This is a genomic window from Bacillus alveayuensis (genome assembly GCA_030812955.1).
GTDB lineage: Bacteria > Bacillota > Bacilli > Bacillales > Aeribacillaceae > Bacillus_CB > Bacillus_CB alveayuensis.
On sequence record JAUSTR010000001.1, the window covers coordinates 16,657 to 32,765 of the forward strand.

18 protein-coding genes and 1 riboswitch are annotated in these 16,109 nt (G+C 36.6%); of the genes, 8 read left to right on the top strand and 10 right to left on the bottom strand.

Features of this window, described 5'->3' with window-relative positions; genetic code table 11:
- The first annotated feature begins 11 nt into the window (after positions 1–11).
- Positions 12–497 (top strand): RNA deprotection pyrophosphohydrolase, encoded by a 486-nt coding sequence (ytkD, locus tag J2S06_RS00095; protein ID WP_044747104.1) that lies wholly within the window; start codon positions 12–14, stop codon positions 495–497.
- Between the two features lie 79 nt (positions 498–576).
- Here ytkD and J2S06_RS00100 read toward each other — a convergent pair whose 3' ends face one another.
- The 3 genes from J2S06_RS00100 to J2S06_RS00110 are packed head-to-tail and all read right to left on the bottom strand — an operon-like array spanning position 577 to position 3,148.
- Entirely contained in the window at positions 577–1,389 is an 813-nt protein-coding gene (locus tag J2S06_RS00100) for an ABC transporter permease (protein WP_419150893.1), read from the bottom strand.
- Positions 1,373–2,146 carry an ABC transporter ATP-binding protein gene (locus J2S06_RS00105; RefSeq protein WP_044747106.1) on the bottom strand — a complete coding sequence of 258 codons (774 nt, stop codon included), beginning with the start codon at positions 2,144–2,146 and terminating at the stop codon, positions 1,373–1,375. Before J2S06_RS00105 ends, J2S06_RS00100 begins: the two co-directional genes overlap by 17 nt.
- Positions 2,147–2,161: 15 nt before the next feature.
- Positions 2,162–3,148, bottom strand: coding sequence for an ABC transporter substrate-binding protein (locus J2S06_RS00110; protein WP_419150894.1), 987 nt, complete (start codon positions 3,146–3,148; stop codon positions 2,162–2,164).
- Positions 3,149–3,267: 119 nt separating this feature from the next.
- On the opposite strand from J2S06_RS00110, the gene J2S06_RS00115 reads away from it, so the two are divergent.
- Together J2S06_RS00115 and J2S06_RS00120 are read left to right on the top strand one after the other, a co-directional pair.
- Positions 3,268–4,050: an alpha/beta hydrolase family protein gene (locus tag J2S06_RS00115; protein ID WP_044747108.1), complete on the top strand. Its 783-nt coding sequence runs from the start codon at positions 3,268–3,270 to the stop codon at positions 4,048–4,050.
- A gap of 84 nt (positions 4,051–4,134) precedes the next feature.
- Positions 4,135–4,377 (top strand): DUF2584 domain-containing protein, encoded by a 243-nt coding sequence (locus J2S06_RS00120; protein WP_044747109.1) that lies wholly within the window; start codon positions 4,135–4,137, stop codon positions 4,375–4,377.
- 66 nt (positions 4,378–4,443) lie between these two features.
- Here J2S06_RS00120 and J2S06_RS00125 read toward each other — a convergent pair whose 3' ends face one another.
- Positions 4,444–5,625, bottom strand: a complete 1,182-nt coding sequence (locus J2S06_RS00125; protein ID WP_044747110.1) for a dicarboxylate/amino acid:cation symporter — start codon at positions 5,623–5,625, stop codon at positions 4,444–4,446.
- A 221-nt stretch (positions 5,626–5,846) separates the two neighbouring features.
- On the bottom strand, positions 5,847–7,436 hold the full coding sequence (gene pckA / locus J2S06_RS00130) for a phosphoenolpyruvate carboxykinase (ATP) (RefSeq protein ID WP_044747111.1): 1,590 nt from the start codon (positions 7,434–7,436) through the stop codon (positions 5,847–5,849).
- 242 nt (positions 7,437–7,678) lie between these two features.
- A riboswitch (SAM riboswitch) is annotated at positions 7,679–7,858 on the top strand.
- Positions 7,859–8,060: 202 nt separating this feature from the next.
- Between pckA and metK the strand changes: the two genes are divergently transcribed.
- Positions 8,061–9,257 (top strand): methionine adenosyltransferase, encoded by a 1,197-nt coding sequence (gene metK, locus J2S06_RS00135; protein ID WP_419150895.1) that lies wholly within the window; start codon positions 8,061–8,063, stop codon positions 9,255–9,257.
- A 138-nt stretch (positions 9,258–9,395) separates the two neighbouring features.
- Here metK and J2S06_RS00140 read toward each other — a convergent pair whose 3' ends face one another.
- The 3 genes from J2S06_RS00140 to J2S06_RS00150 all read right to left on the bottom strand — a co-directional run bounded on the left by J2S06_RS00140 (position 9,396) and on the right by J2S06_RS00150 (position 11,887).
- Positions 9,396–10,538, bottom strand: coding sequence for a glycosyltransferase family 4 protein (locus J2S06_RS00140; protein ID WP_419150896.1), 1,143 nt, complete (start codon positions 10,536–10,538; stop codon positions 9,396–9,398).
- 14 nt (positions 10,539–10,552) lie between these two features.
- Complete coding sequence (locus J2S06_RS00145; protein ID WP_419150897.1) at positions 10,553–11,083, bottom strand: phosphatase PAP2 family protein; 531 nt, start codon at positions 11,081–11,083, stop codon at positions 10,553–10,555.
- A gap of 276 nt (positions 11,084–11,359) precedes the next feature.
- Positions 11,360–11,887, bottom strand: a complete 528-nt coding sequence (locus J2S06_RS00150; protein ID WP_419150898.1) for a gamma carbonic anhydrase — start codon at positions 11,885–11,887, stop codon at positions 11,360–11,362.
- A gap of 73 nt (positions 11,888–11,960) precedes the next feature.
- Here J2S06_RS00150 and J2S06_RS00155 point away from each other — a divergent pair, with 73 nt between their 5' ends.
- Positions 11,961–12,773 (top strand): alpha/beta hydrolase, encoded by an 813-nt coding sequence (locus tag J2S06_RS00155; RefSeq protein WP_044747116.1) that lies wholly within the window; start codon positions 11,961–11,963, stop codon positions 12,771–12,773.
- Entirely contained in the window at positions 12,770–13,849 is a 1,080-nt protein-coding gene (locus J2S06_RS00160) for a tetraprenyl-beta-curcumene synthase family protein (RefSeq protein WP_419150899.1), read from the top strand. Before J2S06_RS00155 ends, J2S06_RS00160 begins: the two co-directional genes overlap by 4 nt.
- Positions 13,850–13,947: 98 nt before the next feature.
- On the opposite strand, the gene J2S06_RS00165 is transcribed toward J2S06_RS00160, so the two are convergent.
- A complete protein-coding gene (locus J2S06_RS00165; RefSeq protein WP_044747118.1) occupies positions 13,948–14,520 on the bottom strand; it encodes a class I SAM-dependent methyltransferase in 573 nt (190 codons plus the stop codon).
- The gene (locus tag J2S06_RS00170) at positions 14,517–15,482 is read right to left on the bottom strand and encodes a TIGR01212 family radical SAM protein (RefSeq protein WP_419150900.1); all 966 of its coding nucleotides are present in this window, start codon (positions 15,480–15,482) and stop codon (positions 14,517–14,519) included. The genes J2S06_RS00165 and J2S06_RS00170 overlap by 4 nt, the downstream gene beginning before the upstream one ends.
- Positions 15,483–15,664: 182 nt before the next feature.
- Here J2S06_RS00170 and J2S06_RS00175 point away from each other — a divergent pair, with 182 nt between their 5' ends.
- Together J2S06_RS00175 and J2S06_RS00180 are read left to right on the top strand one after the other, a co-directional pair.
- Positions 15,665–15,928 carry a YtzC family protein gene (locus tag J2S06_RS00175; protein WP_044747120.1) on the top strand — a complete coding sequence of 88 codons (264 nt, stop codon included), beginning with the start codon at positions 15,665–15,667 and terminating at the stop codon, positions 15,926–15,928.
- A gap of 12 nt (positions 15,929–15,940) precedes the next feature.
- Positions 15,941–16,081, top strand: coding sequence for a hypothetical protein (locus J2S06_RS00180; protein ID WP_044747121.1), 141 nt, complete (start codon positions 15,941–15,943; stop codon positions 16,079–16,081).
- Positions 16,082–16,109 lie beyond the last annotated feature (28 nt).

Sequence of the window (16,109 nt, forward strand, 5' to 3'; positions counted from 1 at the left end):
GAGGGATTACCATGATCCGTTTTACTGATTACTATCAAAATGAAGTGATTTTGTCCTTTCAAGATCATCCGTTTTCTTCATCGCCTATGCATGTGTGGATTATTTGCCAATATAACAATCAATGGTTATTAACAAATCATCGTGATCGTGGCTTTGAATTTCCAGGAGGAAAAGTGGAAAAAGGAGAAACGCCATTAGAAGCAGCTAAACGTGAAGTATTTGAAGAAACTGGCGGGATTATTCAACGAATTGAATATTTAGGCCAGTATAAAGTGCTAGGAAAAGAAAAGACGATCATAAAAAATATTTATGTAGCCGACATTAAGGAAATCAAAAAGAAAAAAAACTATTATGAAACGAAAGGGCCTGTTTTATTTGATCGTCTTCCAAAAGACATTCAGCACGATTCTCGTTTTAGCTTTATTATGAAAGATGGTGTCCTATTATATAGCTTAAAAAAAATCGAAGAGAGAAACGATATTTTCTCATCATCCTAAACATATATGACGAGTTTATATAATAAAAGCATGGTGGATCGTTTATTGTTAATCGTCTCCACCATGCCCTTAGCAACAATTAATCCACATTTTTCATTAACTTCCTCTCTAACCACTCGACACCTTGATACATAATCGTAGCAAAAAATGCAATAAGTATTAAACTTAAAAGGACAAGTGTAAAGTTAAACACTTGAAACCCATAAATAATCATATAGCCGAGTCCTTTTCCAGAAACAAGAAATTCACCAACAATTACGCCCACCCATGAAAGACCGACATTTACTTTTAGGGTGGATATAATAGTTGGAAATGAAGCCGGTAAAATCACTTCTTTAAAAAGCTGGTGCTTTTTGGCTCCAAAAGTTTTCAGCACTTTTATGAAATTTGTATCGACTTCTTTAAAAGACGTGTAAACGACAATAGTTGTAATAATGACCGAGATAACGGTTCCCATTGCAATGATAGAAGTGAATCCCGGCCCTAATGCGACAATTAAAATCGGCCCTAACGCAACTTTTGGCATCGCGTTTAACACCACTAGATATGGATCGAGAACTTTTGATAACTTTGGAAACCACCATAGTAAGGCAGCTAAAACTGTACCTAAAAGGGTTCCTAAAAGAAATCCTAAAATCGTTTCAAAAACTGTTACACTTAAGTGTGACAATAATGTGCCATCACCAAGCTTCATCAAAAAAAGGTCCCATATTTTAGAAGGTGGGCTAAAAATCAATGGGTCAATCCATTTTTGTGAAGAAGTGAATTCCCAAATGAAAAAGAAAGTTAGAAAAATAACAATCTGATATAACCGGATCCATCGTTTTTCCTTTTCTAGACCTTTTAAATACTTCTTATGAAGAAGCTCAATCTGTTTATCGGTTTGTTTCAAGATGATCCAGCTCCTTCCAAATAGTTTGAAAAAGCTGTGAAAACGTTGAATGTTGTCTCGTATGAAATGGTGATAATATCCTAAGCACTTCAGGTACAGTCAAAATTTTATAGATTTTCCCAGGTTTTGGGGATAGCAAAACAATTCGATCACTCATCGCAATGGCTTCCCCTATATCATGGGTAACTAACAGTACAGTTTTTCGGTATTTTTTGATCGTTTCTGCTACTAGATCCTCTAGCTTTAGTTTTGTTTGAAAGTCTAAAGCGGAAAATGGTTCATCTAGTAAAAGAATTTTTGGATTTGTAGATAATGTGCGTACAAGCGCTGCACGCTGTCTCATTCCTCCTGAAAGTTGTCGAGGATAATAATGTTCGAATTCCTCCAGTCCCATTTCTCCTAATAATTTTTTGGCTTGTTGTTTTGTTTGGGCATTTAGCTGTTTTAATATTTTTAGTCCAATCAAAATGTTTTCTTCAATCGTTTTCCAAGGAAATAAATAATCTTGTTGAAGCATGTATCCAATTGATGAACTTTCTTTATCAATGCGTTTACCTTGAAGGAAAACATCTCCTTTTGTAGGGGAAATGAGTCCTGCAACGATGGAGAGCAACGTCGTTTTTCCACAGCCACTAGGGCCAAGGAAGGATATAAATTCTCCTTCCTCAATCAATAAATGTATATCTTTTAAGGCAATAGTTGCGGAGTCTTTAGTAAAATAAGTATGATGGATATGGTGTAAAGTTAAAAATGCCACGTCATTACCTCCCTATTATTTTGATAGATTTTCCGCAAATTTTGTGTTCACTAATGTTTCATGGTTTACGCGGACAGGGAGCTCTCCAGCTTCATCCATAATATTTTGAAGGTTGTTCCATTCTTGTTCATCTAAAATTGGATCTGTTGCATAGGAGCCTTGTGATTTGTAACGTTCAATGACTGTTTCAAGTATTTCCATTGGTGTATCTTCAAATTGAGGTTTGACAACTTCCGCAATCTCTTTTGCAGTATGCTCTTCAACCCATTTTTGAGCTTTATAAATGGCTCTTGTAAACTTTTCGACCGTTTCTTCATTGTTTGTTAAGTAGCTTTCTTTCGCCATAAATGTTGTGTATGGAACTTTTCCAGATTCTTTACCGAAGGATGCAACAATATGTCCCTTTCCTTCTTTTTCGAATATACTTGCTGTTGGTTCAAATAGTTGAACAAATTCACCGGTTCCAGAAGCAAATGCGTTAGAAATATTTGCATAGTCGATATTTTGAATAAGATTTAAGTCTTTCTGTGGATCAATACCATGTTTTTTTAGGACATATTCTCCAACCATTTGTGGCATACCGCCTTTTCTCTGACCTAAAAATGTGCTTCCTTTTAACATCTCCCATTGGAAATTTTCAATTGGTTTTCTTGATACTAAAAAAGTTCCGTCCGTTTGCGTCAGTTGTGCAAAGTTAATGATGGGATCGCTGGCTCCTTGTGCATGTACATAAATCGTTGTTTCGGAACCGACTAAAGCAATATCAGCTCCATCTGATAATAAGGCCGTCATAGTTTTATCGCCGCCCCATGTCGTCTTGAGCTCTACATCTAAGCCTTCTTCATGGAAAAATTGTTTTTCCAATGCTACATATAATGGAGCATAAAAGACTGAATGGGTTACTTCAGCTAAGCGGATTTTCTCGACTTTTTGGCTATTACAAGCAGTGAGAGTAAAAAACATTGCGAATATAAGACATAGGGATATAAACGGTTTTTTCATTTTATTTCCTCCTCCATAATCAATTGGATCGAAAAGGTTGTGAAAGGATATTACATTAGATAAAGTATGAAAAGAAGGAATAATGTGTGAATGCCTATGTTACTTGGAGGATGTTCATTATGATGAATGGTGAAATGGTTGAAAAAAAATTATTTCCATCCCCTCATCCTAACATTAGATTATATGAAGTGACCTATTTATCAGGAGGATTTAAAGTAAAGGGGTTATTAGCTGAACCTATTCAAACGGGAATATTTGATGGATTTTTATATTTGCGTGGAGGCATCAAAAATGTCGGGATGGTTCGTCCTGGAAGGATCGTTCAATTTGCATCAGAAGGTTTTGTCGTAATGGCTCCTTATTATCGCGGCAATCAAGGTGGAGATGGAAAGGAAGATTTTGCTGGATTCGATCGATTCGATGCTTTCTCTGCTTTTCAATTATTAAAGAATCATCCGAAAGTACACCCGAAAAGGGTTCATGTTTTTGGCTTTTCCCGGGGCGGTGTGATGGCGTTATTAACAGCCATACACTGTTTACATGTTCGTTCGATTGTCACGTGGGGAGGAGTCTCGGATATGTTCCTAACTTATGTAGAACGTAAGGACTTGAGAAGAATGATGAAACGAGTGATTGGAGGAACCCCTAGCAAATATCCAAACCGTTATACATGGAGAACACCATTATATGAATTAGAACGTATTTTCGCTCCTACTCTCATTATTCACGGTGTTCGAGATCAAAATGTCTCCATTGATCACGCTTATCGGTTAGAGAAAAGGTTAAAGGAGCTAGGAAAGCAAGTAGAAAGTTGGTATTTTCGTGACTACGATCATTATTTTCCTCCTCATGAAAATAGGCAAGTTGTTCATCATTTATCGAAATGGATGCATCATCAATAAACAGTTTTCCTACTACCGAATGAGTATGAGAAATGTTATGATAAAACCAAAAATATATGGAATACGAAGGGGCTGAAAAATAAGATGGGGATGCCGCTTGAATTCAATACAATGATTGTGACAAAAGGAAAAGAAATAAGAATTAAAGACAATACATTTCAGTTAGTGAAAAAAGGTTATCGTCTTTATCCATTAGATATTCCTTTAGAGGTCCGAAAAGCGGTAGAAGGAGATTCCATCGGGACGGGAATCATTGAAAAGCTGATCATGACAAAAAATGAGACGATTATTATTTATAATTTAATATCTTTAAATTCAACGAATTAAACGGAGCTTTTAAGACTAAATAAAATGGAAAACTCGGCTGTTTCATTGATAACAGCCGAGTTTTTTCTACGCCGATAGTGCTTGTTCTTTTTTGCTCTTGGTAATTTTATTTACTAAAACGGTTAAAGCCCCGTCGCCTGTAACATTTGTTGCGGTACCAAAGCTATCTTGAGCTAAATATAATGCAATCATAAGTGTAAGCATCGTTTGATTAAATCCAAGCATAGATTCTAATAAACCTAAAGAGGCCATAACGGCTCCGCCTGGTACACCAGGAGCAGCAATCATCGTAATTCCTAACATTAAGATAAATGGGAAAATAGAAGCGAAATCAGGCATTTGTCCATTTAACAATATAACTCCCATTGCACAGCTTACGAGTGTAATCGTACTTCCAGATAAGTGAATCGTAGCTAATAATGGAACTGTAAAATCAGCAACCTTTTCTTGAACACCAGTTTGTTTTACTTGTCTTAATGTTACCGGAATGGTAGCTGCAGACGATTGTGTTCCTAATGCTGTAAAATAAGCAGGAAGCATGACCTTTAACAATTTCAAAGGATTTTTACGAGCAATGGCCCCACTTGTTACGTATTGAATAAAGAGCATCGTAATATGCAAAGCAATAATTAGTGCAAATACTTTTGCAAAGACAGATAAAATAAAGGCTACTTGTCCACCATAAGTCATGTTGGCAAAAATTCCGAAAATATGAAATGGAAGAAGTGGAATAATGACTTTGGATATTAGTTTTTCAATGATCTGACGAAAGTTTACAAAAACTTGTTGGAGAGCATCTCCCTTTATGACAGCCATCCCAATCCCTAAAATGAAGGATAGAAGTAAAGCACTCATCACCCCCATAAGAGGCGGCATATCAATTTGAAAAAATGGCTGCTGTAAAAATTCCTCTGGATTTTCCATCTCTTCTAACCGATATCCTGAGATAAATGAAGGTAGGAATGCTAAACCTGCAACAAAAGCTAACAATCCAGCCGTAATGGTAGATCCATAGGCAATTAATGTTGTTATTCCCAGCATTTTTCCCGCACCTTTTCCCATTTCGGCAATGCCAGGAGCAATAAAGCCGATGATAATAAGCGGGATAACAAACCCTAAAAAGTTTCCAAAAATTCCGTTAAACGTAGAAAATATTTTAATAAGCCATTGCGGTGAAATACTGCCAATCAATATTCCTAATATAATAGCCGTAATAATTCTAGGTAAAAGGCCAAATTTTCTTAACATCGTTTTGTCCCCCTAAAATAAACAGTTGTTCATGCAGAATGAATTATAAATAACATAACATAAAACAAAAAGGAAGTGAATGAGAAAGGTAAAAATTTTAGTTTTCTGAAAAATTATAAAATGTCTTAGTATAGTGAAGAGTTTACTCACAAATAAAAATAAAAAAGCATGAGCCGATGATCTGACTCATGCCTAATAATAGGAATATATTAAGGTGGTGATTACACAATTGGTCCGCCTAGTTTTTTAATTTCTTCTGGAACATTTGAAAATTTGTTGAAATTATCTTTAAATGCTTGTGCTAATTCCTTTGCTTTTCGTACATATGCTTCAGGATCATCCCATGTTTTCGCTGGTTGAAGCACCTCATCTGGAACTCCCGGAACGTGTAGAGGAATTTCAAGACCGAAAATTTCATCTTTTACTGTTTCAACATGGTCTAGCTCACCTTCTAGAGCAGCTTGCACCATTGCTCTTGTATATTCAAGCTTCATGCGACGTCCAACGCCATATTCTCCACCTGTCCATCCTGTGTTCACTAAAAACACTTTTACTCCATGCTCGTCAATTTTTTGTCCTAACATTTCAGCATAACGCGTTGCAGGAAGCGGCAGGAACGGAGAACCAAAGCATGTTGAAAATGTTGTTTGCGGTGAAGTAACGCCTCTTTCAGTCCCGGCAAGTTTACTTGTATATCCGCTTAAGAAATGGTACATCGCTTGCTCTTTTGATAATTTACTTATTGGTGGCAGCACACCAAAAGCATCAGCTGTTAAAAAGACAATTGTGTTAGGATGTCCTGCAATGCTCGGTTTCACAATATTGTCCATAGCATCAATCGGATAAGCGGCACGTGTGTTTTCAGTATAAAAAGCGTTGTCATAGTCTGCCACTCTAGTTTCCTCATCAATGACAACATTTTCTAAAACAGAGCCGAAACGAATTGCATTAAAAATTTGTGGTTCTTTTTCTTCTGATAGGCCGATGCATTTAGCATAGCAGCCTCCTTCTATGTTAAAGACACCAGAATTTGACCATCCATGTTCATCATCGCCGATTAAGCGGCGATTTGGATCAGCTGATAATGTTGTTTTACCTGTTCCAGATAAGCCAAAGAATAGCGCAACATCACCTTCATGACCAACGTTGGCAGAGCAATGCATAGATAAAATGCCGCTTTCAGGAAGTAGGTAGTTCATAACAGAGAAAATGGATTTTTTCATTTCACCTGCATATTCAGTTCCACCGATTAAAATCATTCGTTTTTCAAATGATATGATTATAAAAGCTTCAGAATTTGTTCCATCAACTTCTGGATCTGCTTTAAAATTTGGAGCAGAAATAATGGTAAATGGATGATCATGCTGCTTTAGCTGCTCCTCGTTTTCTGGTCGAATAAACAATTGATGAGCAAATAAATTGTGCCATGCAAATTCATTTACCACTTGAATGGGAAGACGATATTTCTCATCTGCACCTGCGAATCCATTAAATACGAAAATTTCATCTTTTTCTTTTAAGTATTGGATCACTTTTAAATAAAGCTTTTCGAACACTTTTTCTGAAATAGGTTTATTGACGCTTCCCCAATCAATCTTATCTTTAGTGGAAGCTTCTTCAACGATAAATTTATCTTCAGGTGAACGTCCTGTATATTTACCTGTTGTAGCACAAACTGCACCAGTTGAAGTTAAAATTCCCTCTTTGCGTGCGAGAACTTTTTCAACTAACTGAGGAACGGATAAGTTTTGATAAATATTCGAACCATTTAATAAACGAAGCAATTCATTGGATACATCCACTGTATTCATCACTCATACCATCCTTTTTTAAAGATTCAAACCGTAAATTATTTAGCTCAAAAATAGTATAACACATTTATAAAAATAGTCTATACTAATTCTTGTTTTTTGTTCATAAACTTTAAAAAATAGGTGATTTCCTATTATTTTTTACATAAGGAAATATTTTATCTAAATACTAATGAAGATTCTTGTCACTTTTTGTTGACAATCAAATAAATTTTCCTGTAAGATAATTGCTTGAACGGATACTCTTATCCCGAGTTGGTGGAGGGACAGGCCCAATGAAGCCCAGCAACCGGCTTGAGAAAAATGTCGCATTCAATGTTTTCTTGCAGGATTGAAAACAATTGGATTAGGCCCTTAAATGCAGGCATTTTCCTAGCAATGGTGCTAACCTGTTGCAAGGTATTGTCCTTGATCGATAAGAGTGAAAGGCAATGAACATGATCATCAACCTTTCCTCGAATAGGGAAAGGTTTTTTCTTTTCAGTTCTTATATAATAAATGAATCATTGCAACGATGTATAAGAGAACCATCATCAATATGAGGGTAATGAGATCCGTCTAATGTTTGATGGGAATGATAAACCCCATCGTAATAGATCAACTTTTATGAGGAGGAAAAAGTTCATGACTAAAAAGCGTCGCCTTTTTACATCTGAATCTGTTACAGAAGGCCATCCAGATAAAATTTGTGACCAAATTTCAGATTCTATTCTTGATGCTATTTTAGAAAAAGACCCAAATGCAAGAGTTGCCTGTGAAACGACTGTTACGACTGGTTTAGTATTAGTAAGCGGAGAAATTACAACGAGCACATATGTCGATATTCCAAAAATTGTTCGTGAAACGGTAAAAGATATTGGCTATACTCGTGCAAAATATGGTTTTGATGCAGAAACTTGTGCTGTTTTAACATCTATTGACGAACAGTCTCCAGATATTGCGATGGGGGTAGATAAAGCTTTAGAAGCTCGTGAAGGTCAAATGACAGATGATGAAATTGAAGCGATCGGTGCTGGTGACCAAGGATTAATGTTTGGCTTTGCCTGCAACGAGACAAAAGAATTAATGCCTCTTCCAATTTCATTAGCTCACAAATTAGCTCGTCGTTTAACTGAAGTACGAAAAGAGGAAATTTTACCTTACTTGCGGCCAGATGGAAAAACACAAGTAACCGTTGAATATGATGAAAATGACAAACCCGTTCGTATTGATACAATCGTTGTTTCAACACAACATCATCCAGAAATTACATTAGAGCAAATCAAACGAAACATTAAAGACTATGTCATTGATCATGTCGTTCCGAAAGAATTAATTGACGAAAATACGAAATACTTTATTAACCCGACTGGACGTTTCGTTATTGGGGGACCACAAGGAGATGCTGGTTTAACAGGACGAAAAATTATTGTTGACACATACGGTGGATATGCACGCCATGGAGGTGGAGCATTTTCCGGTAAAGATCCGACAAAAGTAGACCGCTCTGCGGCATATGCTGCTCGTTATGTGGCTAAAAACATTGTAGCAGCAGGACTTGCTGACAAATGTGAAGTACAGCTTGCTTATGCTATTGGTGTTGCTCAACCTGTATCGATTTCTATTGATACATTTGGAACAGGAAAAGTTTCAGAAGATGTATTAGTTGAACTTGTCCGGAAAAACTTTGATTTACGCCCAGCTGGTATCATAAAAATGCTCGATTTGCGCCGCCCGATTTATAAAAAGACGGCTGCGTATGGTCACTTCGGCCGCAACGATCTAGATTTGCCTTGGGAACGAACAGATAAAGCAGAGGCACTTCGCAATCAGGCGTTATAATCATTAGAAAATCCCCTCACCTTGAGGGGATTTTTACGTATATGCGTACTTAAAGTTAGCTAGGATTCATCTCCCTTATTACTAAAAGCTTCATGTAGATAAGATTTCTTTAAAAATAGTATAAAAAAATGATGAGTGCTAGGCATATTGAACACCGTTTTCGTCGTGTATGACTTCTTCATATTCTTTTATTAATCGATCTAATATTTGTTCCCATGTTTGGGAGAGTGAGTAATTTCGAGCTTCATGCCCCATTTGGATTCGCATGGAGTGATGTGTTAATAAATCGGTTATGCGATCAATAAATTGTTCTGTATTTTTTGGTTCACATAGGATCCCCGTTTTACCGTGTTGAATAATATTTTTAACACCACCTGAGTTCGCTCCAATGACAGGAGTTCCAGATGCTATTGCCTCTAAAACGACATTTCCAAATGTTTCTGTTGGGGAAGGGAATACAAATATATCACTGGTAGAATAAATTTTAGCGAGTTCCGTTCCATTTAAATATCCAGTAAAGGTCACATTTTCAGACGCTTTTTCTTTCATATACGTCATTAATGGACCGTCACCGACAATAAGCCAGCGTACATTTCTCGCTATATCATTAGGAAGCTGATTGATAATGTTTAATAATGTCTCAATATCTTTTTCGGGAGCGATTCGGCCTACGTAAGATAAAATATATTTTTCGTTTATACCATATTTTTGTCGAACCTCCAGCTTATCATAATGGGGATGAAACAGTTTGCAATCGACACCCCTTGACCATATAGACATGTTTGCAAATCCATGTCTTTTTAATTGTTCCAATGTAAAATGGGATGGTACGAAAATTTTTCGAAAAGGTCGATAAAACCAGTGCATATATTTCCAAAGTAATTTCGCAAAGATTTGCAAATCATAATATTCTAAGTATTGATCAAAATCAGTATGATAGGAGCCGACTAATGGAATATTTAATTTTTTTGCGTAGTGTAACCCGCATAAGCCAACATTAAAAGGTGTAGCAATATGAATAATATCTGGTTGAAAACGTAGCAACTCTGCTTTCACTTGAAGCATATTAGGTAAAGCGAGGCGGCATTCAGGATAGAGAAAAAACGGCAAACTTGTAAAACGATATATATGATTTGAAAATAAATGATCGTTCGTACTTTCAGGTGCAAATATACGGAATTGATGACCTCGCTCCTGTAAGTGGTGAGTAAACCTTTTTAATGTTCGTGCTACCCCGTTTACATCAGGAAAAAACGTATCTGTGAAAATAGCAACCTTCATTTTTAACCCCTCTTTCATAAGAAAATGGATGTATAACAAATGGCACCTACGAAACTACCAAGAAACATCCCTGCAAGTACATCGGAAGGGTAATGCAGCCCCAAATATATACGAGAAATGGCTACATTGAAGGCTATTGGGAATAAGAGAATAGCTAGTTTAGGTATGAATAAAATAAACGGTGTAATGACTGAAAAAATTGCGGTAGTATGACCAGATGGAAAAGAATGATCTGTTAAAGGATTTTGTAATACTTTTGTTTCATGCAGCACAATATAAGGGCGTTTACGGGGATAAATTCTTTTCATGATCGCCACTGGGATGTGGCTAAACAATAAAGCGGCGCCACTTGAAATAGCCACGATTTTAATCGGCTCCTTTGTTAAGAAAATAAGGAAAAGGCATAAGGAAATGGTAAATGCAGCACCGCCGATATGAGTGATCATACGAAAATAATGATTTAATACTTTCTTTTCGAAGTGTCGGTTTACGAACTTAAATAATTTACATTCAAAGTCATAAATGTTCCCAATCAGCTTACTCAAAACACTTTTGCTCCTTTTTGTTAAGATTTTATGTCTTCATTTTAGAGGAGAAACGTTTAGGAAATGATAACATTTTGTAAAAAATTTTTAATTTTTGTTGTTCGTAAACCATTATTATCAAATTTTTGATTCCAAATGTTTGATTGTCCACTGAAAAAGTCCCCCATCTCTAAACATTGGAGGATTCATTGTATTATATGACAATGTCATGAAAAAAGGGTTATTAAAGCGAAAAAAGATACTTTTCATGATAACATTATAAACAGAGTTGCGAAATTATTCTTCTTTCTGAATAGGATTTGTTTGCTTATAATATTGGCCTTTTTCAACATACTCACGGCGAATCCGTTCCATTTCCTTATGGTCTTGATCCGTTAATTCACGAATGACTTTTGCAGGTCGACCGAAGGCTAAGCAATTCGGAGGGATTTTTTTGCCAGGTGGAACTAAGCTTCCAGCACCGATAAATGCCCCCTCCCCGATTTCGGCACCATCAAGAATAATTGATCCCATGCCAATGAGAGCGTTTTTCCGTATAATGGCACTATGTATTAATACTTGATGTCCAACCGTAACATCATCTTCAATGACTAAAGGCTTGTTTGGACTTTGATGTAGACAACACTGATCTTGTATATTCACGCGGTTGCCGATTATCGTTGGAGATACATCACCGCGGATGACAGTTTGAAACCAAATGCTTGAATGCTCCCCAATTTGAACATCACCCGTAATGGTGACATAATCGGCAATATAGGCAGTTTTTGCAATTTTAGGCTTTGTATTTTTGTAAGGATAAATCATTATTGCTCCGTCCTTTCAATTTTTTTCTTTCATTATACAGATGAGTGATGAAAACGGAAAGGGGGCTTCATCTATGTGGAAGTGGACAGCGGAGGAAGGGAAGGCTGTGATCGTCATGATTCATGGGGCAGCTGAACATCACGGACGTTATAAATGGCTAATCGAAATGTGGCGTTTAGCTGGGTATCATGTTGTCATGGGAGATTTACCTGGGCATGGAACAACTTCTCGAAAAAGGGGACATATTCAATCGTTTGATGAATATGTAGAATGTGTTGATGGGTGGATACGTTATGCAAAATCATTTCACTTGCCAATTTTTTTATTAGGTCATAGCATGGGTGGACTTGTGGCTATAAGAACATTACAAGAAAAGAAGCCAAAGCTGCAAGGTGTAATTTTATCATCACCTTGTTTAGGTCTTATACATAAACCAAATAAGGTACTTGATGTACTTTCAAAAGGATTAAATATATTTGTGCCATCGATTCGCTTTGATTCGAAATTAAATGTCAAAATAGCAACTAGAAATAAAGAAGTACAGCATAAGGACGAAAATGATCCGTTATATGTGAAAAAAGTATCTGTAAGATGGTATCGTGAATTGCTTCAAGGGATCGAACAAGCTTTTGAAAAAGTGGCACAATTTCCTAATACCCCACTTCTTTTAATGCAAGGAGGAGATGATAAAATAGTTGATAAAGCCTTTGTGAAGAAATGGTTTCATCAGTTAAATATTCAAGATAAAACGTATTTAGAGTGGGACGGCTTATATCACGAAATATTCAATGAACCTGAACGGGAGCTTGTTTTTGAAAAAGCGAAGCAATTTGTTGAAGGACAACGAACGAAACATTATGACGCCCAGAGAGGTGACAATATTTGAGCATTCCAGAACATCCAATCACGTTAATGAGAAAAGTTTATCGAGATGTATTACCGACCGTACATCATTATTTAAAATATTGGAAAAAAAGAGCAGAAAATATTCCAAATGAGGAATTAAAAAAGCAAGCACTTAATAGTATTCAAACTAAAACCTTTCATTGTGAAGGCGGCAGTATTTTATCTATTATTGCCAGAAATCATTTGGAAACGTGTATAGAGTTTATTGTAGCCTATCAAACGATAAGCGATTATTTGGATAATTTATGTGATCGGAGTACCTCTTTGGATCCGAAAGATTTTCGCATGCTTCATCAATCGATGGATGATGCTCTTACGATTAATGCAGATGTAAAAAATTATTATCAATTTCGAAAAGACCAAGATGATGGCGGATATTTGCAGGATCTTGTGTTAACTTGTCAACGTATATTACGAAAGCTAAAACATTATCCTCTAATCGTCGATCATTTACGAGAGCTTTGTCGATATTATTGTGATTTGCAAGTACATAAGCATGTGAAAGTTGATGAAAGAATTCCGCGATTAGAAAAATGGTTTGAAAGCTATCGCCCGCACTTACCAGAGATGGAATGGTATGAGTTTTCGGCTTGTGCAGGATCGACATTAGGCATTTTTTGTTTAGTCTCTTATGCATTTCAAGAACATTTTACAGAAGAGCTTGCTAAACAAATAAAATACGGATATTTTCCGTATGTTCAAGGTCTCCATATTTTGCTTGATTATTTCATTGATCAACAAGAGGATGAACAAGAAGGGGATTTAAATTTCTGCCATTATTATGAGAGTGAAACAATGTTATTGAATCGTCTTGAGCATTTTGTAATCGAAGCGGATAAAAGTTTGCAAGGCATTCCACATGAAAAATTCCACCGCCTCATTAATAGAGGGCTGCTTGGTATTTATTTATCAGATGATAAGGTTTATGAACAAAAACAATTATGGAAGGCTGTTCGAAAGCTGATACGTTTAGGGGGATCTACTTCGATTTTCTTTTATTTAAATGGCCGTGCTTATCGAACATTTCAAAAATGGAACTTATTAAAGTCTTCTTAAAGGAAAGGAGGATGACCTATAAGTTTCAGACCTCACGCTATGTGAGGTCTGGCACTGCCTTGATCAAACTTATAATCAGTAGATATAGGATTCAGCCTTTAACATTTTTCAATCGCAATAATAAATGGTGGGTTGTTTTTTTGATTGATAAATCGATATTCGAGAACGTGTGCTACCTTTTGATCCAAGCTTTGGACAAATTGGACAACAGCATCTCGTTCTACTTTTCCCTCTTGATGTCCATGATAAATAACAAGTACGATGATTCCTTCCCTCTTTAATATGGATAATAGCTGTTTAATCGCTGACATGGTTGTATGAGGTTTTGTGACTATTCTTTTGTCTCCGCCAGGCAAATAACCGAGGTTAAACATAGCACCAGCTATTTTTCCGTGGTATGCTGCTGGAATCGTTTTTAAAATCTCACTATGACTTTGATGAAATAATGTCACTCTATTTAACAGGTTGTTTTCTAATAATTTTTGTTTCGTGTGCATAATAGCCTCTTGTTGAATATCGTAGCCAAAAACTTGGCCATTTTCACCAACTAAATGGGCTAAAAAAACGGTGTCGTGCCCGTTGCCAACCGTTGCATCAACGACAATATCACCTTTAGCTACAGCTGTTTCTAATAATTTTTTTGCAAAAGGGAGGATGCGATCAAGCTTCATTTGGTCTTCACCTGTTCACTTTTGTAATATTTCCCTTGATAGCTGTTTCGTCTTTCTAGCTCCCAGTCAATGGCATTTAATACCTCCCATTTATTGACACTCCACATTGGACCAATCATTAAATCAATCGGACCATCACCTGTGATGCGATGAATAATCATTTCCGGTGGTAATATTTCTAATTGGTCGCATACTAAGCTTACGTATTCTTCAAACGATAAAAATTGAAGCATGCCTTTTTCATATTGCTTGACCATCGGGGTTCCTTTTAAGAGGTGAAGCAAGTGAATTTTAATGCCTTGGACATCGAGCTTGGCCACTTCGCGTGCCGTTTCCATCATCATATCATACGTTTCGAGTGGGAGACCGTTTATAATATGAGAGCAAACGCGGATTCCATGTTTGCGAAGCTTTTGCACACCTTCGATATAGCATTCATAATCATGAGCACGATTAATTAAATCCGCAGTTTTTTGATGGACCGTTTGCAATCCTAACTCCACCCATAAATAGATGCGCTCATTCAACTCCGCTAAATATTCAACAACATCATCAGGCAAACAGTCAGGTCGAGTTGCAATGGAAAGTCCGACGACACCATCTAGTCCAAGAACGGTTTCGTATTTTTCGCGTAAAACTTCAACAGGTGCGTGTGTGTTTGTAAAAGCTTGAAAATAGGCCATATATTTGCCATCTTTCCATTTTTCGTGCATTTTATTTTTAATTTCATTGAACTGTGTGACTAAGTCGTCAGCTCTGTTACCGGCAAAATCACCTGAACCAGCAGCACTACAAAAAGTACATCCCCCATGGGCGACGGTCCCATCGCGGTTTGGACAATCAAAGCCGCCGTCAAGTGCTACTTTAAACACTTTATGTCCAAACGTTTTCCTTAGGTGATAATTCCATGTATGATAACGTTTATGGTCATTTGAATAAGGAAATGGATTTACATTTTTCACCTGGAGCAACCTCCTGCGAGTAATATACCATTTTCAAATTCTATCACAAGGTGAAAGAGTATCTCAAATACAAATCATTGTGCAAAAAATTTCCTCGTTAAAAAGGGTGTAAGTTTTGAAAAAAAATTACACACTATGAATGATGATGCATTCGCTTCATCATGATGAAGGGGGGATGAGGCTTGGCAACGAGACAATCAGTCGAGAATTTTATTCAACGCTGTGAAGATACTTTACACTTTGCAAGGGAGCAATATTTAGAAGGTGCCAAGCAAGAGCACTACAATGATACGGAATATACGAAAGCTCAGCAGATGCTGGAAAATACACTAGAAGAGCTTGCACAATTAGAGATGAGTGCAAATGCCGAGCAGCGAGAACAATTGTACCGAATGAGATTAAGGCTACAATCGTTACAAAATGACATGATTTTACTTGAGCATTAAGGTGGCGGAAAAATGAAAAAGCGGTCAAAGCAAAATAATCCAGAACAAAAAACGAAGAATGGGATAAACAGTAATGATATAGAGTTGGGACAAGATTTTGATCCAGTTAAAGAAGCGAAGAATAAATATTTGCAAAGAACGCAAAAAAAATAATGGATGAAAAGGGAGGGTTCTAAAAGAA